General features: G+C 29.2%; 17 protein-coding genes and 1 rRNA gene. 2 read left to right on the top strand and 16 right to left on the bottom strand.

Translation table 11 applies throughout. The features are described 5' to 3' along the window. A 16S ribosomal RNA gene (locus QMG30_RS14970) occupies positions 1-114 on the bottom strand; the annotation flags it as partial. Between the two features lie 599 nt (positions 115-713). Between QMG30_RS14970 and QMG30_RS14975 the strand changes: the two genes are divergently transcribed. Both QMG30_RS14975 and QMG30_RS14980 read left to right on the top strand, forming a co-directional pair. Then, positions 714-2,282: a zinc ribbon domain-containing protein gene (locus QMG30_RS14975; protein WP_281816732.1), complete on the top strand. Its 1,569-nt coding sequence runs from the start codon at positions 714-716 to the stop codon at positions 2,280-2,282. 75 nt (positions 2,283-2,357) lie between these two features. Then, positions 2,358-3,044: a hypothetical protein gene (locus QMG30_RS14980; protein ID WP_281816734.1), complete on the top strand. Its 687-nt coding sequence runs from the start codon at positions 2,358-2,360 to the stop codon at positions 3,042-3,044. A gap of 71 nt (positions 3,045-3,115) precedes the next feature. Here QMG30_RS14980 and QMG30_RS14985 read toward each other — a convergent pair whose 3' ends face one another. The 15 genes from QMG30_RS14985 to QMG30_RS15055 all read right to left on the bottom strand — a co-directional run bounded on the left by QMG30_RS14985 (position 3,116) and on the right by QMG30_RS15055 (position 20,236). Next, positions 3,116-4,945, bottom strand: coding sequence for an ABC transporter ATP-binding protein (locus tag QMG30_RS14985; RefSeq protein WP_281816736.1), 1,830 nt, complete (start codon positions 4,943-4,945; stop codon positions 3,116-3,118). Then, positions 4,945-6,693: an ABC transporter ATP-binding protein gene (locus tag QMG30_RS14990; protein ID WP_281816739.1), complete on the bottom strand. Its 1,749-nt coding sequence runs from the start codon at positions 6,691-6,693 to the stop codon at positions 4,945-4,947. Before QMG30_RS14990 ends, QMG30_RS14985 begins: the two co-directional genes overlap by 1 nt. 249 nt (positions 6,694-6,942) lie before the next feature. After that, positions 6,943-7,392: a MarR family winged helix-turn-helix transcriptional regulator gene (locus QMG30_RS14995; protein WP_281816742.1), complete on the bottom strand. Its 450-nt coding sequence runs from the start codon at positions 7,390-7,392 to the stop codon at positions 6,943-6,945. Positions 7,393-7,558: 166 nt separating this feature from the next. Next, on the bottom strand, positions 7,559-7,759 hold the full coding sequence (locus tag QMG30_RS15000) for a hypothetical protein (RefSeq protein WP_281816743.1): 201 nt from the start codon (positions 7,757-7,759) through the stop codon (positions 7,559-7,561). Between the two features lie 34 nt (positions 7,760-7,793). After that, a complete protein-coding gene (locus QMG30_RS15005; protein ID WP_281816745.1) occupies positions 7,794-8,057 on the bottom strand; it encodes a hypothetical protein in 264 nt (87 codons plus the stop codon). 243 nt (positions 8,058-8,300) lie between these two features. Beyond that, positions 8,301-8,699, bottom strand: coding sequence for a hypothetical protein (locus QMG30_RS15010; RefSeq protein ID WP_281816746.1), 399 nt, complete (start codon positions 8,697-8,699; stop codon positions 8,301-8,303). 724 nt (positions 8,700-9,423) lie between these two features. Beyond that, positions 9,424-9,777 carry a hypothetical protein gene (locus QMG30_RS15015; protein ID WP_281816747.1) on the bottom strand — a complete coding sequence of 118 codons (354 nt, stop codon included), beginning with the start codon at positions 9,775-9,777 and terminating at the stop codon, positions 9,424-9,426. A 491-nt stretch (positions 9,778-10,268) separates the two neighbouring features. Then, positions 10,269-10,427: a hypothetical protein gene (locus QMG30_RS15020; protein WP_281816748.1), complete on the bottom strand. Its 159-nt coding sequence runs from the start codon at positions 10,425-10,427 to the stop codon at positions 10,269-10,271. 38 nt (positions 10,428-10,465) lie between these two features. Beyond that, entirely contained in the window at positions 10,466-11,278 is an 813-nt protein-coding gene (locus QMG30_RS15025; RefSeq protein WP_281816751.1) for a creatininase family protein, read from the bottom strand. 235 nt (positions 11,279-11,513) lie between these two features. Further along, positions 11,514-12,416 (bottom strand): LacI family DNA-binding transcriptional regulator, encoded by a 903-nt coding sequence (locus QMG30_RS15030; RefSeq protein WP_281816754.1) that lies wholly within the window; start codon positions 12,414-12,416, stop codon positions 11,514-11,516. A gap of 181 nt (positions 12,417-12,597) precedes the next feature. Then, positions 12,598-14,466, bottom strand: a complete 1,869-nt coding sequence (locus tag QMG30_RS15035) for a glycoside hydrolase family 13 protein (RefSeq protein WP_281816755.1) — start codon at positions 14,464-14,466, stop codon at positions 12,598-12,600. Positions 14,467-14,524: 58 nt separating this feature from the next. Beyond that, the gene (locus tag QMG30_RS15040) at positions 14,525-16,111 is read right to left on the bottom strand and encodes an alpha-amylase family glycosyl hydrolase (protein ID WP_281816757.1); all 1,587 of its coding nucleotides are present in this window, start codon (positions 16,109-16,111) and stop codon (positions 14,525-14,527) included. Positions 16,112-16,129: 18 nt separating this feature from the next. Then, positions 16,130-17,215: an ABC transporter ATP-binding protein gene (locus QMG30_RS15045; protein ID WP_281816759.1), complete on the bottom strand. Its 1,086-nt coding sequence runs from the start codon at positions 17,213-17,215 to the stop codon at positions 16,130-16,132. A gap of 45 nt (positions 17,216-17,260) precedes the next feature. Further along, on the bottom strand, positions 17,261-18,154 hold the full coding sequence (locus QMG30_RS15050) for a sugar ABC transporter permease (protein WP_281816760.1): 894 nt from the start codon (positions 18,152-18,154) through the stop codon (positions 17,261-17,263). Then, positions 18,155-20,236, bottom strand: a complete 2,082-nt coding sequence (locus QMG30_RS15055) for an ABC transporter permease subunit (protein WP_281816762.1) — start codon at positions 20,234-20,236, stop codon at positions 18,155-18,157. It abuts the gene before it with no gap. Positions 20,237-20,239: the final 3 nt, after the last annotated feature.

Here is a 20,239-nt window from a genome sequence, read left to right on the forward strand (position 1 = left end):
CGCTTTCCACTGTCTAAATCACCCGAAGGTTCAATAGTCAGCTTCTCGCTCGACTTGCATGTGTTAAGCACGCCGCCAGCGTTCATCCTGAGCCAGGATCAAACTCTCATGTTTAAGATTTTTTAAGGTTAGAAATTCTTAGCTTCGATTTTCAGTTTCATCGAAACTTAATTATCAAAGGTTAGTATTTCTTAGCTTAAATCATCGTTAAGATTTTTTAAGCTTAGCTTAAATCATCGTGTAAGTTTTAATCTTGACCAGATTGCTCTGGCTTATATTTTATAGACTATCGTCTTTATCCATTAATTTACTAAGGAATTTCTTGGGTTTATAAAAACTTTATTTAATAAAGTTTAGTTGTCTAATATACTATTTATTTTTCATTGTTCAAAACTGCGTCGGAGACTATAATAACAAATTATTATAAAAGTGTCAAGCGTTTTTATAAAAAAAAATTATTAGTAACAATTTTATATTCATTTCATTTACTTTAACCTATGCTTTTTCCCAATTAATTACTTCCTTATTATAATCACAAAAAAGGTATTAATAAATATATAACAATTACATAAGTTAATATTTAATTAATTATCTACAAAAAAACTTTATAAATAACTGGCTTGTGCTATAATTAAATATTATATATTCATTTACCAACTATTTTTTAATAGCTAATAGTTGAGTAATAAATAAGTATTATTTTAGGAGGAATTATGATTAAATATTGTAAAAATTGTGGTAACCCAATATCACCAGGTCAGGTATACTGTAGTAAATGTGGAACTAAAGTTGATGATAATGATAATTTTTCTAGCAACCAGAACCAATATGATTACAATGAATATAATCAAAACCATAATAATAGTGGCACTGGCAAAAGATTCTGGAACATACCTAGAGGTAGATTTTTCAATGGTGCAAAATATTCTTTGAATAAGAATAACATAATAGAAGGTATTATAACAGGAGCTATTTCTTATGGCATATTAATAGCTCTATGCTCTATCCTTGGTTTTATATTATCAGCGAATCTTAACGGTAATATAACTGGAATAAATAGTATTTTATCTATGCTGGACTTAGATCAGATTAATATTACTTTTAATCCATTTGATTTGATCAACTTCTCATTGTTCAATACTTATAATGTAAATATGACTGTAGCAGGTAATGTAGCAAGATTTGTATTAAGTGTTAGATTAATAATATTATTGATATTACCTTTTATTTCTGTATTGACTTCTTTATTTATAATTAAAAAAGTTAAGAAAAAAATCAATGTAAGTTATGATTACCTTATTAGCTCAAGTATAGTTGTAGGTATATTGAACCTAATCCTTATTATTGTAACTGGTAAAAGAGCAGATTTAGGTTATGTCGCTAAACTAAATAATAGTTTTAGCTATTCATATAGTTTATTTATGATTCCTTTACTTATATTCATAATTTCGTACATCTGTTCTTTAATTATGTATAAAGGACAACTTAGACTTCCTTCTCTAGGTTTTCTTAGAGACTTGAAACCATTGTACAAAAAAATATTTATATTATCATTAATATTACTTGTACCTATGTTGATATTTATTATTCGTACATCATATGGTTTGACTCTAGAAAACATTATAACTACATCATTGCTTCAAGGATTAAATATATTAGCATATATACTTTTATCTTTCTTTGGTATTCCCGCTACCATTGGTAATGATATCAATTATAGAAATAAATTATTCAGCTTTTTTGTTAATGGTCACTTTTCAGTTACCTCAACGTTACTATATATTGTTGTCATAATTGGTGTTTTTTATCTTTTATACACCTATTTCCATAATCTCCAAAAGGATAATTATACTCATAACTACATGAAGATAATAAAAGTAATAATATCAATAGCAATAGTTAATTCGATTATCGCATATTTTACAGAAATAACTATTATGATAAGAGCATCTAGGAGAACTGTTCCTGCATACATAATAGGTGTTCCAACATCTATAGCTTTTCCTGTAACAATAATTGTTTGTGGTATTATAGTTTTTCTAAGTAAATATATAGGTAAATATGTTGATAAGTATATTAATATAATTGAAAATAGCAAGAAAAAATTCTATACTTTGTATGTAATCGTTCTACTTGTTATTGCATGTTTAAATGTATTTTTTACACCTGTCAATCCCTCAGCAGAATTAATGGACGATTTCAAAAGTACTATAATGGAGCACAATACTAACCTTAATGAAATGATGGATAATTTTGACGAAGGAGATTTGAAGTCCTATTAAAATATAAAATATTAGATATACAGAAATTGAGGGGTATCAATTCGTACCTGAGTAAACTGAAAGGGATGAATGTTAATGGGGAAAAATAAGACTGTTATAAAAATAATTTTGCTGATATTATTATTTATATTATTTATATCAATTATAGTATTTATTATAAATCATAACAAAAAAATTAAGTACATTAACAATATAGACAAACAAGTTAAGGAACTTTTTCGTCCAGTTATTGAGAACACTTCTTTTAAAATAAATGATGATAGTTTTCTTTTAACGTTTAACGATGCAAAATTTTCTAGGATGAAAGAACTTTATTCTACTAGATTGGAAAATGACGTAATTGTGGAATTCAGTATTTATAAAAATGAAGTTTCAAGAAATAACTTTATTACTAAAGGTACTTATATACCAAGAGTTAAAAGAGACTCTTTTGATAGTCCACTGTATATTGTCAACTCTAAAAGATATAATAATATCGTTAGTTTGCTAGACAATTTTTATTCGACATATTATAGAACTCTTAATTATGAACGTTATGGCTCTCTTATAGATCAACCAGAGTATACAGAATATGAATCATCATCTAAATATGATTATTCTGATGTAATATATGATGACAAAGGTAATTTAATTCAATCAAATACAGTGTTTTTACAAAGTAATTATATAAATAACTCGAGCGAAACCATCTTTTATACTGAATTTGAAATGGTTGCTGATGGTGATAAAATTGAAATACCTATAATAGTAAAAAATAAATAATGTTTTAAAAATAGCCAGTCATTCACCTGATTTTTAAGCTAATGACTGGCTATACTTATTATTTAAATCTTTTAAGCTCCCATTGAAAGTTGATGATATTTCCCTTTTTGTTCTATAAGCTGTTCATGACTTCCTCTTTCAATAATTCTACCGTTCTCTAATACAATGATACAGTCACTATTACGTACAGTAGAAAGTCTATGTGCTATTACAAAAGTTGTTCGATTCTTCATAAGCTCATCCATACCTTTTTGCACTAGAGTCTCAGTTCTAGTATCAATACTAGAAGTTGCTTCATCTAAAATCAATACAGGAGGATCTGCTACGGCAGCTCTTGCTATGGCAATCAACTGTCTTTGTCCTTGTGATAAGTTTGCTCCATCACCAGTCAATTGAGTATCATAACCCTTTGGCAATCTTGATATAAAACTATCTGCATTAGTAAGTTTTGCTGCTTCTACACATTCTTCGTCAGTAGCATTAAGGTTTCCATACCTTATGTTATCCATAATGGTTCCTGTAAATAAATGAGTATCCTGTAATACCAAACCTAGACTACGACGCAAATCAGCTTTTTTGATTTTATTGATATTAATTCCATCAAAACGTATTTTTCCATCTTGAATATCATAGAACCTATTAATCAAGTTGGAGATAGTTGTTTTTCCTGCTCCTGTACTACCAACCAATGCGATTTTTTGCCCTGGCTCTGCATATAATTTTATGTTATGCAATACAAATTTTTCTTCATTGTAACCGAAGTCAACATCATCTAATATGATATCACCCTTAAGTTCTACATAAGTTGTTGTTTCATCTGCCTTATGGTAATGTTTCCATGCCCATGCACCTGTATTTTTAGTAGTCTCTACTATCTTGCCCTTATTGTCTCTAGTTATATTTACCAAGGTTACATAACCATTATCTATTTCAGATTCTTCATCAATCAATTTAAAAATTCTTTCTACACCAGCAACTGCCATTATTGCAGCGTTAAGCTGATTACTTATCTGACCGATTGGTTGGTTGAAATTCTTATTCAATGTCAGAAATGTTACCAAAGTACCTAATGTAAGCCCTGCATAACCATTTAAAGCCAAAACGCCTCCCAGTATAGCACATAAAACATAACTTATATTTCCAAGTTGTGCATTAATAGGCATTAAAATATTAGCATAGGAATTGGCTTTATCAGCGCTATCTCTTAAATTCTCATTTAGTTTCCTGAAATCTTGTATATTTTCTTGTTCGTGATTAAATACTTTCGCTACTTTCTGACCACTCATCATCTCTTCGATATAACCGTTCAATGTACCTATATCTTGTTGTTGTTTGACAAAATATTTTCTTGTATTTGATGCTATCTTAGAAGAAATCAAAACCATTAAGAATACCATTCCCAATGAAAGTACTGTCAAAGGTATATTTAAAATAATCATACTTACCAAAACACTTATAACCGAAATAAGACTACTTACCAGTTGAGGTAAACTTTGACTGAGAAACTGTCTCAACGTATCCGTGTCATTAGTATAAACAGACATAATATCTCCATGAGCATGAGTATCAAAATATTTAATAGGAAGAGATTCCATATGAGTGAAAAGGTCTATTCTCAACTTTCTCATGGTTCCCTGACTTACTGTAACCATTATCCTATTAAACACATAAGCACATATTATCCCTATAAGATAAATCCCTGCAATACCTACTAAAGCTGAAAACAATCCACTAAAATCAGGATTATCAACTTTTGTGAGAGGTATTATATAATCGTCAATCAATGATTGCATGAACATTGTTCCTGTTACTGTAGCCACAGCTGAACCTATTATCCCAATTAATACGAACAATAGATGAAATTTATAATCATGAAATAAAATACCCAATAGTCTCTTCATTACATAGCCCCCTTCTGATCAAAATCACCACTACTATCTCTTTGATTTTCATAGATGGTGCTGTATATTTTGTTAGTTTTTATAAGGTCTTCGTGAACACCAATATCATTTATTTTCCCATCATCAACTATGATTATCCTATCCGCATCTTTTACACTTGAAATTCTCTGAGCTATTATAAATTTTGTGGTATATGGTATTTCTTCTAAAAATGCTTTTCTGATTCTTGCATCAGTAGCTGTATCTACTGCACTTGTTGAGTCATCCAATATAAGTATTTTTGGTCTCTTTAGTAATGCCCTTGCTATACAAAGACGCTGTTTTTGCCCTCCAGATACGTTGGAACCACCTTGCTCAATATATGTTTCATATTTATCTGGAAAAGCTTGTACAAAATCGTCTGCACATGCCATCTTACAAGCTTGTACACACTCTTCATATGTTGCATCCTTATTACCCCAACGTAAATTCTCTAATATCGTACCAGAAAACAGTTCATTCTTCTGGAGAACTACTGCTACCTCATCTCTCAATACTTTCAGGTCATATTTTCTTACATCAAGACCACCTACGCTAACAGTACCACTGTTTACATCATATAATCTACTTATAAGACTTACTAGACTTGTTTTGGAACTACCTGTACTACCAATGATACCTATTGTTTCTCCAGATGAAACTGAAAAATTAATATCATCCAGAACATTTTTAATGCTATCTTTTTTATATGTAAAATTAACATGCTTAAATTCTACACTACCATCTTTTACTGCCATTATTGGATTTTCAGGATTTTTGATATCAGTTTCTTCATCAAGTACCTCAGTGATTCTCTTAGCACTGGACATACTGATTGTTATCATAACAAATAGCATTGAAATCATCATTAAGTTCATTAATATGCTCATAATATATGTAAACAGACTTGTAAGTTCACCTGTAGTAAGTGATCCTCCAACTATAAGATGAGCTCCCATCCATGAAACTGCCAATATGCAACTATATATTGCTAACATCATTATAGGATTGTTTAGTACTATCCTTCCTTCGGCTTTTACAAATTTCTTATATAGATTATCTACGGCATTAATGAATTTCTCATTTTCGAATTTCTCTCGTACGAATCCTTTTACAACTCTTATTCCAGTAACATTTTCTTGAACACTTGCATTCAATTTATCATATCCTTTAAATACCTTAGTAAATATAGGCATGACAGATTTTATAATCGTAAAAAGAGCAATAGAAAGAAACACTATAACTATTAAAAATATAATACTGACCTGAGGTGCTATAATTACAGACATTATCAGTGCACATATCAGCATAAGTGGAGCTCTGACACACAATCTAATTACCATCTGATATGAATTCTGCACATTGGTTACATCTGTTGTCATTCTCGTAACAAGTCCAGCAGTGCTGAATTTATCTATATTAGAAAAAGAGAAATCCTGTATATTAACGAACATGGCATCTCTAAGATTACGTGCAAATCCTGAAGAAGCATTAGCTGCAAATTTTCCAGCAGCTGCTCCACTAAATAATCCTACTAGTACTGCTATAATCATTATTCCCCCATATAAATAGATTTGGGAAATATTTCTCGCTTCAATTCCTTTATCAATGATAGCTGCCATCAATAATGGTATAGTGATATCAGTTACGACTTCCATTGCTGCAAATAGTATTGATAAAAAAGTTGATTTCTTATAATTTTTTACATATTTTATTAAAGTTTTTGTCATAATTCTCCTCCTAACCTTACTTGTAGCAAACTAGAAGATATTATACCAAACTTTCACACCTCAATATTCTATGCAGTTAAGTTAGTTAAAAGAATTATAGGTAGGAAAGTTGTGTTATATATATTAGTTCTATTTTTTTATCTACTAGTTTATTGCTTCATATAAATAACATTTTTAGTTTTGATGCTAATAGTTTTGAACCTAACTATTGATTTATTAATAAAAGTCGCTTATTAGCGACTATTTTTCTTATTGAAATTCTTGTTTAATCTTATTTAGTGTATGGATTAATTGATCTTGTTCCTTTTCAGATAATACTCTAGTGATTCTATTTTCAAAAATGGCTATTTCACTTGTCATTCTTTTATCTATATCAATTGCTTTTTCTGTTAGTATCACTTGTTTTAGTCTCGTATCCTCTTTAGAGTAAACTCTTTTTATAAGTCCTTTTTCTTCTAGGGTACGTAGCTTATTTGAAACTGTCGGTGCGGTTAATGACAAAAAATGTTCTATGTCTTTTTGATAAATTTCTTTATCATTATTTCTAGCTAAAAATGAAATGATTCTTGTATCGGTATGGAAAAGATTACCTTGTTCGCCTAATACTTTAAGTTTAACTTTTTCATGTGTCCTGTCTAGTTCACGTTTTATTAGATGTCCTGAAATCATTAATTGAAAACCGATTTTTTTATCTTCCATTAAAGCACCTCATTTACTTTTGTAGCTAACTGTTAGTATATAAAACAATTATTGGTTTGTCAATGTTATAAATGAGAAACTTTATTTATTTTGTTTATAATATTATACACATATTTAATTAACAATTAATTTTCTGTTAGCATAGTTTGTAATATTGATTTAATCATCAATGATTCCATTCTGTTGTTTTCATACCGCCGTCATTCATTATTCCTAATAAAATTCCTATTGTACATAAAGCTTTTATGATTGTCATTATCTGTTGGTTATTTACTTCTAAGCCAAGGTTTGTCAATATTAATATGACTGCACTTGTTATTCCTAAGACCGTTTTGGTGTTGGTTAATTTTTTAAGTATTTGTTTCATGGAAAAACCTCCTTTCTGTTGAGTATCTAGAATTTCATCTTATATTGCTTATTACTGCTAATATAGTAGCTGCTAAACCTACTATCCAGCCAACATATTCTCTATATGATTTCTTACTATTTGCATAATCTTCAAGTCTCTGTACTCTATCATCAACATCGTTAATTACTTGTCTAAGTCCATTATAATCTCTAATTAATGTCTTGGTTTCTGTCATAGCAATGGTTAAGTCATTGGTCTCTTTGGTGACTTTTTGCATTGCTTTATAGAATTCTTTTTGTGTGACAAGATTATTCATTGGTGTGACCTCCTTTTTCAAGTTTTATGGGATTAAGGTTATTGTAGCATGGAGGGACACGACATTAACACGAAGTATTTTATTAAAAAAACTATTCATATACATTAATGATATTAATATACATCATAAAAAAAATAACCTTCCACAATATTTGAAGTTATGGAAAGTCATTCTGTATTATAATTTATATTTTTTGTAATATGATTTTTATAAATAATTATATAAATAATATTATTATGGAACTTATAAATGTATAGTTTTTTCAAGTCTCTGTACCTGCCTCACTGATAGATATACTTCCTCAGCCGTTTGTTCTTGAGTCATTCCCTGTATAACTCTATGATAAAATATCTTCTCTCTATTACCTTGTAGCTGACTCATTATAGTATCAATATTTTCTTTTTCTTTTTGAAGACGAGTTAACTCTTCTTCATGTAATAATATATGAGAGTCTATTATTCTCATGTCTTTCAAGTAACTTTTGCAAGATATTTTTTCATCCTTAAATACCAGATTGCCTTCTCTTTTATTATTTATTACTTTTAACAGCAAGTCTTTTTCTTTCTTATAAGACTCTAATCTTAGCCTAATAATTGATATTCTTTTAATTAAATCCTCATAAGAACCATATATAATGTTCATATTTAACCTCCTATTTAATGTATCAATATCTCTTACCTATTTTTATATTATTGTAAAAATCAATTTAGTAAGCATAAAAATTGATAATACTTAGCTTTATTTTTCTATGAGAATAATTACAGTACTCAAATTGAGTATTCAAAAGTATAAATATATGCATCTAATCTATATATATAATTATTTTTGTGTCAACTAAATTACTATGTGTTTAGTATAATACTCATTTTGAGTAATGTCAATGCATTTTTATGATATTTTTTATAAAATTAATACATTACGCATAATACATTCTACTACTTTATTGCATTTGAATAAAATAAATCCGTAAAAGGATAGCAAAAGAAATATATTAGGCATATGTAATATATTTCTTTTTGTTGTATATTTGATTTTTTACACTCTTGAGTATCCTTGTTCGAATCTATTCAAAATTATTAATCTTTCTTGTCACAAAGTAAAAAGTTTCATCTAACTTCTGAATATTAATTAGATAATCCCAACATTTTGCGTGCATTTCAAGTATATTATTACTATCTATCAAGTACATTACCTCCTTAAAATTCATGATGTCAGGAACAAAATTATTATCCTGTTTTTAATTATTCTATTGTAAACCATAGTTTCTCTTAAGGTATATCCAATTAACATTATCTACATTTTATTTAACTTCATATTATTAGCCTAATGGGTAGTTGGTTAATTAGCAATATACTTAAAAACAAAACTACTTCATCTGATTTATAATAGCTTGTAGCCCTGTTAAATTTCTATTTTCTAGCGTAGAATAATACTCAATGTGTTTTTGAACTGCATCTAAAGCATTTTTAAAAGAATCCTCACCATAATCCTTCCTGATGCTTTCTAACAGAAATTTATTCGTATCATTATTAAATGCTCTTTTATATTCCTCTCCATTCATCATAGCCAAAAATATAGTAATAAAAGCCTGTGCTGAACCCACATTCATGCCAGTAGTCTTATTTATCTCAAACTTTCCTTCACTTCGTGTCACTTGTCCTGAATATACTTTTTTTGCTATTTCATAAGCACCTTTACTCATTTCAATAGTAATCTTCATATTTTTATCCTCCTCTTGTATAGTTGAATTAAGAATTCACCATAGATCCTATCAAAGTTTTTCTTCATTCCATTAAAAATTGCAATTTCCACTAATATACATTATATGTATTATCAAACTCTATACAACTATCATATCAAACAAAAAACATTTATACAACATAACACAATTTAATTTGTCAAATATATACATAATAATATTTTATTTGTTTAATTGTTGCTTAATATTCTGATATTTCCCTCAGCCTATGTTAAATTTGCTTATTCAATAATTACCTCCTTGTTATTATCATCTCTTTTATATCCATCTTTAAGGTATATAATTCATTTAAATACCTTTTTCTCTTTTACTAATTTTCATCATAAAAAATATAGGGCAAATAGCAACATACTTCACTATTCACCCTATAAAAATATCCTTCACTCATATCATATATTCCAATTCACATTACCTTTTTCAATCATAGTTTACATAAATACACTTTTTATTAATTAATTCAACTGACTACAAGCTACAGAAGCTTTCTTTTTATTGCTGAAAACAATTTTCTTAACACCATCTTCTATATAAATACTCGCTTTCACATATGCATATAACACTAATATTGTTCTTGTCAATGAATCTAGTTGCAATTCGTCCAATGAATTCATTTACAATAATACCTTTTAGCTCAACTATATACGTCATTCTATTTGACCAACTGTTCAATAGCATCCGTAATATAACCTACAATACAATCATTAATTTCCTTTGCTTTTGATAAATTTATCTTTGAAGGATTGCCACAATATCCATTAGGTATCAATTTTTTTGAAACTTCTCCCCCCTTGAATAGAACTGAAAAATCTTTTTCAGTTACTTCTGTTGGTTTTAGAGTTTTGGCTAATTCTTGGTCAACCAATTTTGGATATTCATTAATCATATAACTTGTTTCATAACTGCCTGCGTGAATATCTACATAATCCTCTTCTTCAATCTCAATCTCGCTCTCAATTGACAACAAATAATCTTCTTTACCAGTATATCCATGTAACTTAACCATATTATCTTGTAATGGTATATGCACATTAATATTGTGTTTCGACATACATTCTTTAGCTACTTCTATTATAACCTTATTATGTAAATAATCATTATGACCACTGATAGGTATAATTCTATTGAATCCCCACTTTTTCAAACACAGAATTATTTCTATTAGCATATTTTTCATTGTAGATTCCTTTGACGTAAATGACCCTGTAAATGCACTTGTTAAATGATTAATTCCCCAATAAAACGGTGGTACAATAACTGAATCAATACCCTTTTCATTCAATTTCTGTTTGATTTTAAAAGTCACATCATAACTTCCATAAACATCTGTACCTAAACACATATGCGGTCCATGTTCTTCAATGACAGCTATTGGAAAAAATACAATCGTTCCTTTAGAAGCTGCTTCTTCCACTTGTGTATATGTCATATCCGCCATAGTTCCTTCAAAAATAGAATAACTCATTATTTGTCCTCCTTAAATGTGTTGAGTCCAATTATACGAGATTAACTCAAATAATGGTAGTCTATTAATTTTATTATATTTATAGTATAATATATACATAAGGTAATATATATTTTTCTCTTTAAAATAATTATTTTCATAAAAAAATTATAGGGTAAATAGCAATATACTTCACTATTACCCCTATAAAAATATCCTTCACTCGATTCATATATTTCATTTCACATTACCTTATTTAATCATGGTTTATATAAATATCCTTTTTCCTATCATACTTTTTATTAATCAATTCAATCAACTGACTACAGGCTACAGAAGCTTTCTTTTTATTGCTGAAAACTATTTTATTAACACTATCTTCTATTAAATACTCGCTTCCACATATGCATATAACAGTGATATTGTTCTTGTCAATGAATCTAGTTGCAATTTGTCCAATGAATTCATTTACAATAATACCTTTTCTATCTTTATTCTCTTCTAGGAATTTTTTTAATCCCTCAACAGAATCCATTTCATAAACAAGTTCTCTTTTAAAAGTTTTCTCAATATATTCCATAAAACTCTTGTTATTAAACTTGTTGGTTACAAGAAATAGATCTTCTTTTTTATAATTCTTTTTGATAGAAGCTACTGCTTTTTCTATATTCCAATTTATTTTATAAAAATAGGTATCATCAATTAAGCTATCAACTATAACGAGAGGTGCTGATATCTTAGTTGACAACTTATAAAATATGTCTCCCCTCACATTAATCAAAAATACTCCTTCTATTTCTCTCTTTGGTACAATATCAATTTTAGGTCTTGAAACGCTAACGGTACTTAAAATGATGTCATAATTATTCCTACTCATGATTTTTACAATCGCCTCTATAAAATCTAGGTATAAAAACTTTTCCCAAGGTTTCTCATTATCATTTTTAATGATAACAATCCCCATAAGAGAAGATTTTTTATTTACAAGAGTTCTTGCCGCTATGTTAGGAACATAGTTTAGATCATAAGCTGTTTCCAGAACCTTTTCCTTTATTTCCTTACTTATCTTTTGATTAGTCTTATTATTTAGTACATATGAAACTGTTGCAATGGATACACCTGCACGGCTGGCAATATCCTTTAGCGTAACTTTTTTCATTATATCACCTATATATGTTGAATCAACATTAATTGATTCAACTCATTTTCTTAATATTAAAGAGAGATTTAACTTATTAAATTGATGATAATAAAACTCTAGTGGATTATACAGATTAGTGTAAATATAAAACTTACTTCCTTTAGTTTTATTATACTATATTATTATCACTAAAATAAATTTATTCTTTTTCAAATATTAAAAAAGATTTCTCTTTCATTATTACTTCATCAGTTAACATAATACCTTTTTGATTATAAATATCCATTACCTTTTCATTAACAAGTTCTTGTGGCAATTTTACATAAATCTCTTTATCACCATTATTAATTAAAAAATATATCTCTTGCCCATCATCTTTTTTCTTATAGATAAGATATTCTTTATCATCATCATAATCAAGCCATGTAATATCAGTGCTAGTAAAAGCTTTATATGACTTTCTAAGTTCTATTAATGATTCTAGATGATTTTTAATCTTATCATTTTGTTTGTTAACATCCCATACCATACATTTTCTGTTGTTAGGATCATTTTCACCACTCATTCCTACTTCACTACCATAATATATACTTGGTGTTCCTGGGAAAGTAAACTGGAATAGAAATGCCAAATTAGTTTTATCAGTATCTTCATGACAAACCGTATATATTCTTTTTGTATCATGACTATCAACTAAGTTAAACATGTTTTTCAAAATATTCTTAGGATAAGTAACAAGTACTCTATTTATTAGTTCTATAAATTTAGATGGTTTTATATGTATATTATCATTGGTATTCTGTCCGAAAAAAGACCAAATAGCCATAAGCAATTCATAATTCATTACTGAATCAAATTGTCCTGTGTTAAGCCAAGGATAGGCTTCATCCCAATTCTCTCCTAAAATGAAAACATCTTTCTTAACACCTTTTACTTCTTTTCTGAACTCTCTCCAGAATTGATGAGATACTTCATTGGACACATCTAATCTCCATCCATCGATATCGTAGTTTTCTATCCAATATTTAGCGGCCCCTATCAAATGTTCTCTAGCTATTTCATTTCCGGTATTCCATTTTGGCATTAATGGAGTAAAAGCAAAAGTAGCAAAATTCAAGCTCGTTATATCATCATATGTCATATCATTTATTTTAGGATTATTATTACCGTCTACAGGATAATTAATAGGTGTGTCTCCATTTATGAAAAAGCAATCATAATATTTAGATTCTCTTCCCTTGTCAATTACGTCCTGCCAATAAGGATGTAACCATCCACAGTGGTTAAAAACTGCATCCAGCATTATTTTAATACCTCTTTTATGGGCTTCTTGGACAAGCTCTTTAAATACCTCATTGGTTCCGAAATGCGAATCTATTGAATAATAATCTTCTGTATCATATTTATGATTGGTAGGAGCTTTGAATATTGGCGTGAAGTATATTCCTGTAAAACCCATATCTTTTATGTAATCTAATTTATTGATGACACCTCTCAGATCTCCTCCAAAGAACATGTCATTAGATACATTATCTGTACTTCCCCATTCCAATACATTGTCTTCATCTATTGATTTATCTCCATTGGAGAATCTCTCTGTAAAGATTTGATACCATACTGTATCTTGTACCCAATCTGGAGCTTCATAAACATCTTCATAATTGATGTAAGGGAAATTATAATAATTATTTAGATCATATAATCTTCTTTCATCATCTTCTTTATCAAGATAAATTATTTCTCTACTACCAAAAATAATTTTTGCTTTCCTATCTTCAATTAGAAAAGTATATTTAACTCTTTTCCAATCTGGTCTTATCTCACAGATCCAATAATCATGTAGCCCTGTAGAATGTTCTTTTATCATAGGTACACTTGATAGATCTTCTTTCAATTCCTTATCTTTATTATTTTCATTTTCTATATTCCAATAAAATGGATCTTTGTATATTAATTTTATCTTATCAACATCATTTTTCGCTGTTCTAATTCTAATATGTAAAGTCTCATTATCATATGCATAAGCATATTTGCTTTTTGCTTCATGGTATATTGCTGCTACATCCATTGAGTTTTTCCCTCCTGCTGTTTATAATAATTTTTTTCTAGTAAATTATATTAATAGATTATTTAACTCTAAAGATTGTCGTACTTTTGCCCGATAATCTTATGATATTGTCTTTTATTATTGGTTCTTGAGGATTAGAAAATATTACTTCATCTAATTTGAATTTTTTTTCTAATTCTTTTTTATAGATCTCTATATCCTCAGAAGATAGATTATGTACAACTACTAATGATTCATCTTGATAATTTCTCTCATATGCAACTACTTTTTGATTATGAGTTTCAATCCCTCTGAATTCTCCTGACATTAATGCCCTATTGTTTTGACGAACTCTAATTATTGTTCGATAATAGTTAAGTAATGAATCTGTTTCCTTATCTTGTTCCACTACATTAGGTGTATTTTCATTTGAACTTAAAGGTTCCCACGATGTCTGGTAATTATCATTATCTCCCCATATAAAAGGTTCACGTATATTTTCATCAGGTTTATTTCCCTTCATTCCAATCTCTTCACCATAATATATGAATGGGTTACCTGGTAACGTCATATATATGGATGCTGCAAGTTTCATATCTGATAAATCTCCATTTAGATAGTCCATTGATCTTTGCATATCATGATTTGATAGAAAGGGTGCGTCAATAAAATTATCACTATACTCATTTATTTTGGTGTAAATCTTCTCTAATTGGTTATTGAATTCATTGTTTTTACCATTAATATCTATTTCATTTTTTACCATACCCAATATACTATTTCCACTAAGGTCGAAATTGAATGTGGTATCAAAATATTTAGCATAAGATGCTCTAGTATTAATTGGTTCCCATACTTCACCTACCAAATAATAGTCTGGATAGATATTCCTTAATGAAGTATCAAATTCATTCCACCAATCTTGAATTTTATCATCATGACTTTCATTCCTTGGTAATTCTCCACTTCCGAAAATATGTGGAACTGCATCGATTCTAAAACCATCTACACCTTTTTCCAACCAAAATTTTGCTATATCTATAACTTCTTCTCTTAAAGCCTCTGAATTATAATTTAGATCCGGCATTCCATTCCAGAAAATGGCATAGTAATAGTTGCTGCCGATTTTATTCCACACTTTGTGTCCCCAAACTTGTTTGTTAAAATTGTAGCCTTCTGAGTCCTTTGAGACTATATCATAATAATCTCTATAGTCACTATTCTCATCACTAATGGCTTCCTTGAACCAAGGATGGTCTTTAGATGAATGATTAACAACTAAATCCATAATTACTTTTATACCTCTTTTATGAGCTTGTTCAATTAGAAGTTCAAAATCATCAAGTGTACCGTAATCAGTATTTATTTCGTAGTAATCTGTAATATCATAACCATGATAAGATGGTGACGGATTAATAGGCATCAACCATATACCATCAATTCCTAAATCATCATCTGTAGAAGGATCATTGTCATTCAAGTAATCCAATTTGTCTACAAGTCCTTTTATATCTCCTACACCATCTCCATTACTATCCGCAAAAGATCTGACAAATATTTCATACCATATACCTTCTCTATCATTTTTACTTAAACCATCTTTAGCACTTGTACATCCGCTAAACATAAACAGCACAATAATAACGATTACAAGTTTCTTATACATATCTCTTTCCTTTCATTATTAATTGATTCTATTCTGTGTTTCACTGTCAAAGAAATGTATTGCAGATAAATCAAAACCAAATCTATGGTGCTCTCCTTCATTGTATTCATAATGTCCTGGTGTAGATATAATAATGTCTTTCCCTGTTTTGGTCTTAGTATAAAGTATCTTTTCTTTTCCTAGCATTTCAATCACATCTATAATACATTCAAATGTATCTGTTAACCCCTCACCATTAATGAATCTTTCTGGTCTTAATCCCACTGTAACTGCTTTATTTTCATAAGGGTTCAAAAACTCCAGATCTTCTTCTATTGGTCTTAGTTTGATAGCTTCATCATCCGAAACGAACATGCCATTGATCATTTTCCCTTTTATCATGTTCATTGTTGGTGAACCGATGAATTTAGCAACAAATATGTTATTTGGTCTGTTATAGAACTCTTCAGGTTTTCCTGCCTGTTGGATTTTCCCACCATTCATAAGAACTATCTTAGTAGCCATTGTCATTGCTTCCGTCTGGTCATGTGTTACATAGATAGAAGTCGTACCTAATGTTTTATGTAAACGAACAAGTTCAACCCTCATATGCTCTCTTAGTTTTGCATCAAGATTGGATAGTGGTTCATCCATTAGAAACACACTAGGTTTTCTAACCATAGCTCTTCCTAATGCAACACGCTGTCTCTGTCCTCCTGAGATATCAGATGGCTTGGAATATAGATAATCCTTTATCTGAAGAACCTCCGCTGCTTCCATAACCCTATCATGTATGACCTTTTTCCTTTCTTTCCTCATGGATAGAGAAAAGGCCATATTGTCATATACAGTCATATGTGGATATAATGCATAAGATTGAAAAACCATTGCTATATCCCTATCTTTCGGAGCTACTTTATTGACTCTTATACCATCAAAAAGAAGATCTCCTTCAGTAATAGAATTCAGTCCTGCAACCATTCTAAGTAATGTAGTCTTACCACATCCAGAAGGTCCCAGAATTACACAGAATTCTTTATCTTCTATATCCAGATTAATGTTTCTTAATGTAAAATCCTCTCTGCCTTCATACTTTTTACCAATATTATTTAATTCGACTTTCATATTGCCTCCTAATTTATGTATAGATTATTTTAATATAGTATCTAATTAACCTTTTACCGAACCTTTTGACAATCCTGATACCAGCTGTTTCTGCAAGACTATAAACATAATAACGATAGGTACTGCTGTTAGTAATCCTCCAGCTGCGAATGCCGGTTGATTCAAGGACCTTTCATTATTAACAAGTGTAAATAAACCTGCAGCAAGAGTATACGATTCAGGGCTAGTCAGTAATACTTTTGGTAATAAATAATCCATGAAAGGGCCAATAAATGACCACAAAGCTATGATTGCCAGCATTGGTCGTGCAATTGGCATAATAATTAATCTGTACACTTTCATATTAGAGCACCCATCAATTTTAGCTGCATCATCTAATTCTGTAGATATTGAATCAAGATATCCTTTTAAAATAAATGTATTACCTGCGATTCCACCTCCAGAATAGATAAGTATCAACATCATCTGTCTAGAAAACGATGGAACGACTGATGAAATAATTGAATGCATTGTAAAATATGCTGTAATACCTGCAAAAGCAGGAATAGTTTGTATTAGCATAATAGTCATAAGGGAAGCTTTTCTACCTTTGAATCTATACCTTGAATAAGCAAATCCAGTAAATGAAACAATAATCAATGTTAGGATTGCAGTTGTGATAGCGATAAATATGGTATTAGCTACCCATCTAAGATACAAGGTTTCATTAAATAAATATTCAAAGTGTTTAAAAGAAAACTCAAAATTTCCATTAAGCATCAAGTTTTTCCCTTGTTCACCGTTAAAAGCTGATACAACCATTTGAAATAAAGGCCATAGGATAGCATATGACCAAATAATCAACACAATATAGGATAGTAATAATCCTATTTTGCCCACTAATGTTAAAGGTTGTTTATCAGATAAATATAAGTCATTCTTTTTCTTGAATATTCCCATTTATAATTTCTCCTCTTTAAATGCTTTAGAGTTCTTAAAACCTATGAATGCAAATAGCATTAACCCTAAAGAAATAAATACTGTTATCGCTGCTCCAATAGCCTGATATTGATTTTCCGTTGTTAATTTAAAAATATATGAAATCAGTAAATCCGTTGTTCCAGCCAGATTACCATATTTACTTGGATTAAATGGTCCACCACTATTAAACAAATATATTATTGAGAAGTTATTGAAATTAAATGTATATTGTCCAACAAGTAATGGCGCAGTTTGAAATAGTACTATAGGTAGTGTTATTCGTTTTAGTTTTTGCCATGCAGTAGCACCATCTATGACTGCAGCTTCATATAAATCTCCTGGTATCGCTTGTAGTACTCCAGTAGATAGTAAAAAAATGTATGAACTACCGAGCCAAGCTTGTATTAATATAATAGTAATCCTTGATAGATTCGGATCATTTTTCACTACAATATGTCTTCCAAATAAAGAGGATATTATATCTGTTAAAGCTCCATTAGGCGAAAACATGATACTAAAAAACATTATAGTTATAAATGCAGGAACAGCCCAAGGTAATAGATAAATGGATCTGAATATGACCTTGCCTTTAATCCTTTCATTATTAACTAGAATAGCTAAGAAGAAGCCAATCAAAATCGCTAATGAAGTTGCAACTAATGTCCAAATTATAGTCCACCACAATATTAACCAAAACGCTGAACCGGCAATTCCTTCTCCCAGAACTATCATCTTATAGTTTTTCAAACCAATCCATGAAAACTTAGATTGATGTTTTGGATCCATTCCAGTGAATGATAATAATATTGCCGTTGTTATAGGAACTAAAACAATAAAAATAGTAACTAACAGTGCTGGTAGTGAAACTATATAAGGAAATCCTTCTTCTGAAATACATGTTTTGGTTTCAAACCAATTGTTTGGACGAATTCCCTTTATCTTATTCTTTTCCACACTATGTACATCTCTAAAAGATATATAAATCAATATAACTGCAATGACCACAAGAAATATGGCTATTATACCTTCAATCAAGAATATTAAGGACTTATCAATCTTCCTGCCTCCTTGAGCTAGAGATACAAGACCCGCAATTCCGTTACCTTGATAATTACCAAAACCTAACGCATATGGTATTGCTACCACATAAACAAAAAAACTTACTAATAAAAATAACGCTGCTTTTATATATTGCTTGTTAAGTAATTGACCTAAACCTGGTATTAAAAAAGTCAAGAAACATTTATAAGGAATTTTATTTTCTACTTCAACTGGTGTTTTTCGTCTTAAATCCGAGATATTTGCATTAAGAACTATTCTTTTTCTCTTGGAATTACTGTTAATCTCAAATTTCTTGTTTTTAATTAATTCATTCTTATTTTTTTCAGGTAATTCATATGATTTAACACTGATATTCGCTTTATATTGGATTTTTAATTCACTAATACCATCATTTAAAGCTTTTTTCGAAATCTGTCTATCTTTTCTCTTCTTTTTTAGCTTAATAATATCATTCTGTAAAACTTCTTTTTCCTTTTTTCTATAATCATTAAAATCTTCTTTTGATTTTGCTTTATCTTCATTACTTACATCTTTTCTATTTCTTATAGTCTTTAGTTCATTTTCATTAATATCAAGATGTTCTATTATTGATGGTAATTGATTTACTTCAATAATAGCTTTTTCATATTCATATTGTGCTTCATAACTAATATCTACAAATTCCTTATAAAAATCTTTTCTAAGTCCACTTATGTATAATCTGACTTTCAATTGCTTCATTTTACCAGATAGATTTTTTGGTAGAGTTTCTATATATTTACTCTTCTTAGCTTGTATTGAACTATTGAATTTCTTTTCCTTATGTAAATAATCATTGAGTTTTATTATGTATGGATGATTCTGTTTGTTTTGTCTTAATTTCTTTATTTTATCTAATGCTTTTTTATCTTTAGTTTTATCGTATTCATCATATAGTTGAGCGATTTCTTTTAGATATAAATTTTTTCTATCATAAGTATTACCAATATCGTCATATAGAAATTCGTTGATTCTTTTCAAGTT

The organism is Vallitalea longa, from assembly GCF_027923465.1.
GTDB classification, from domain to species: domain Bacteria; phylum Bacillota; class Clostridia; order Lachnospirales; family Vallitaleaceae; genus Vallitalea; species Vallitalea longa.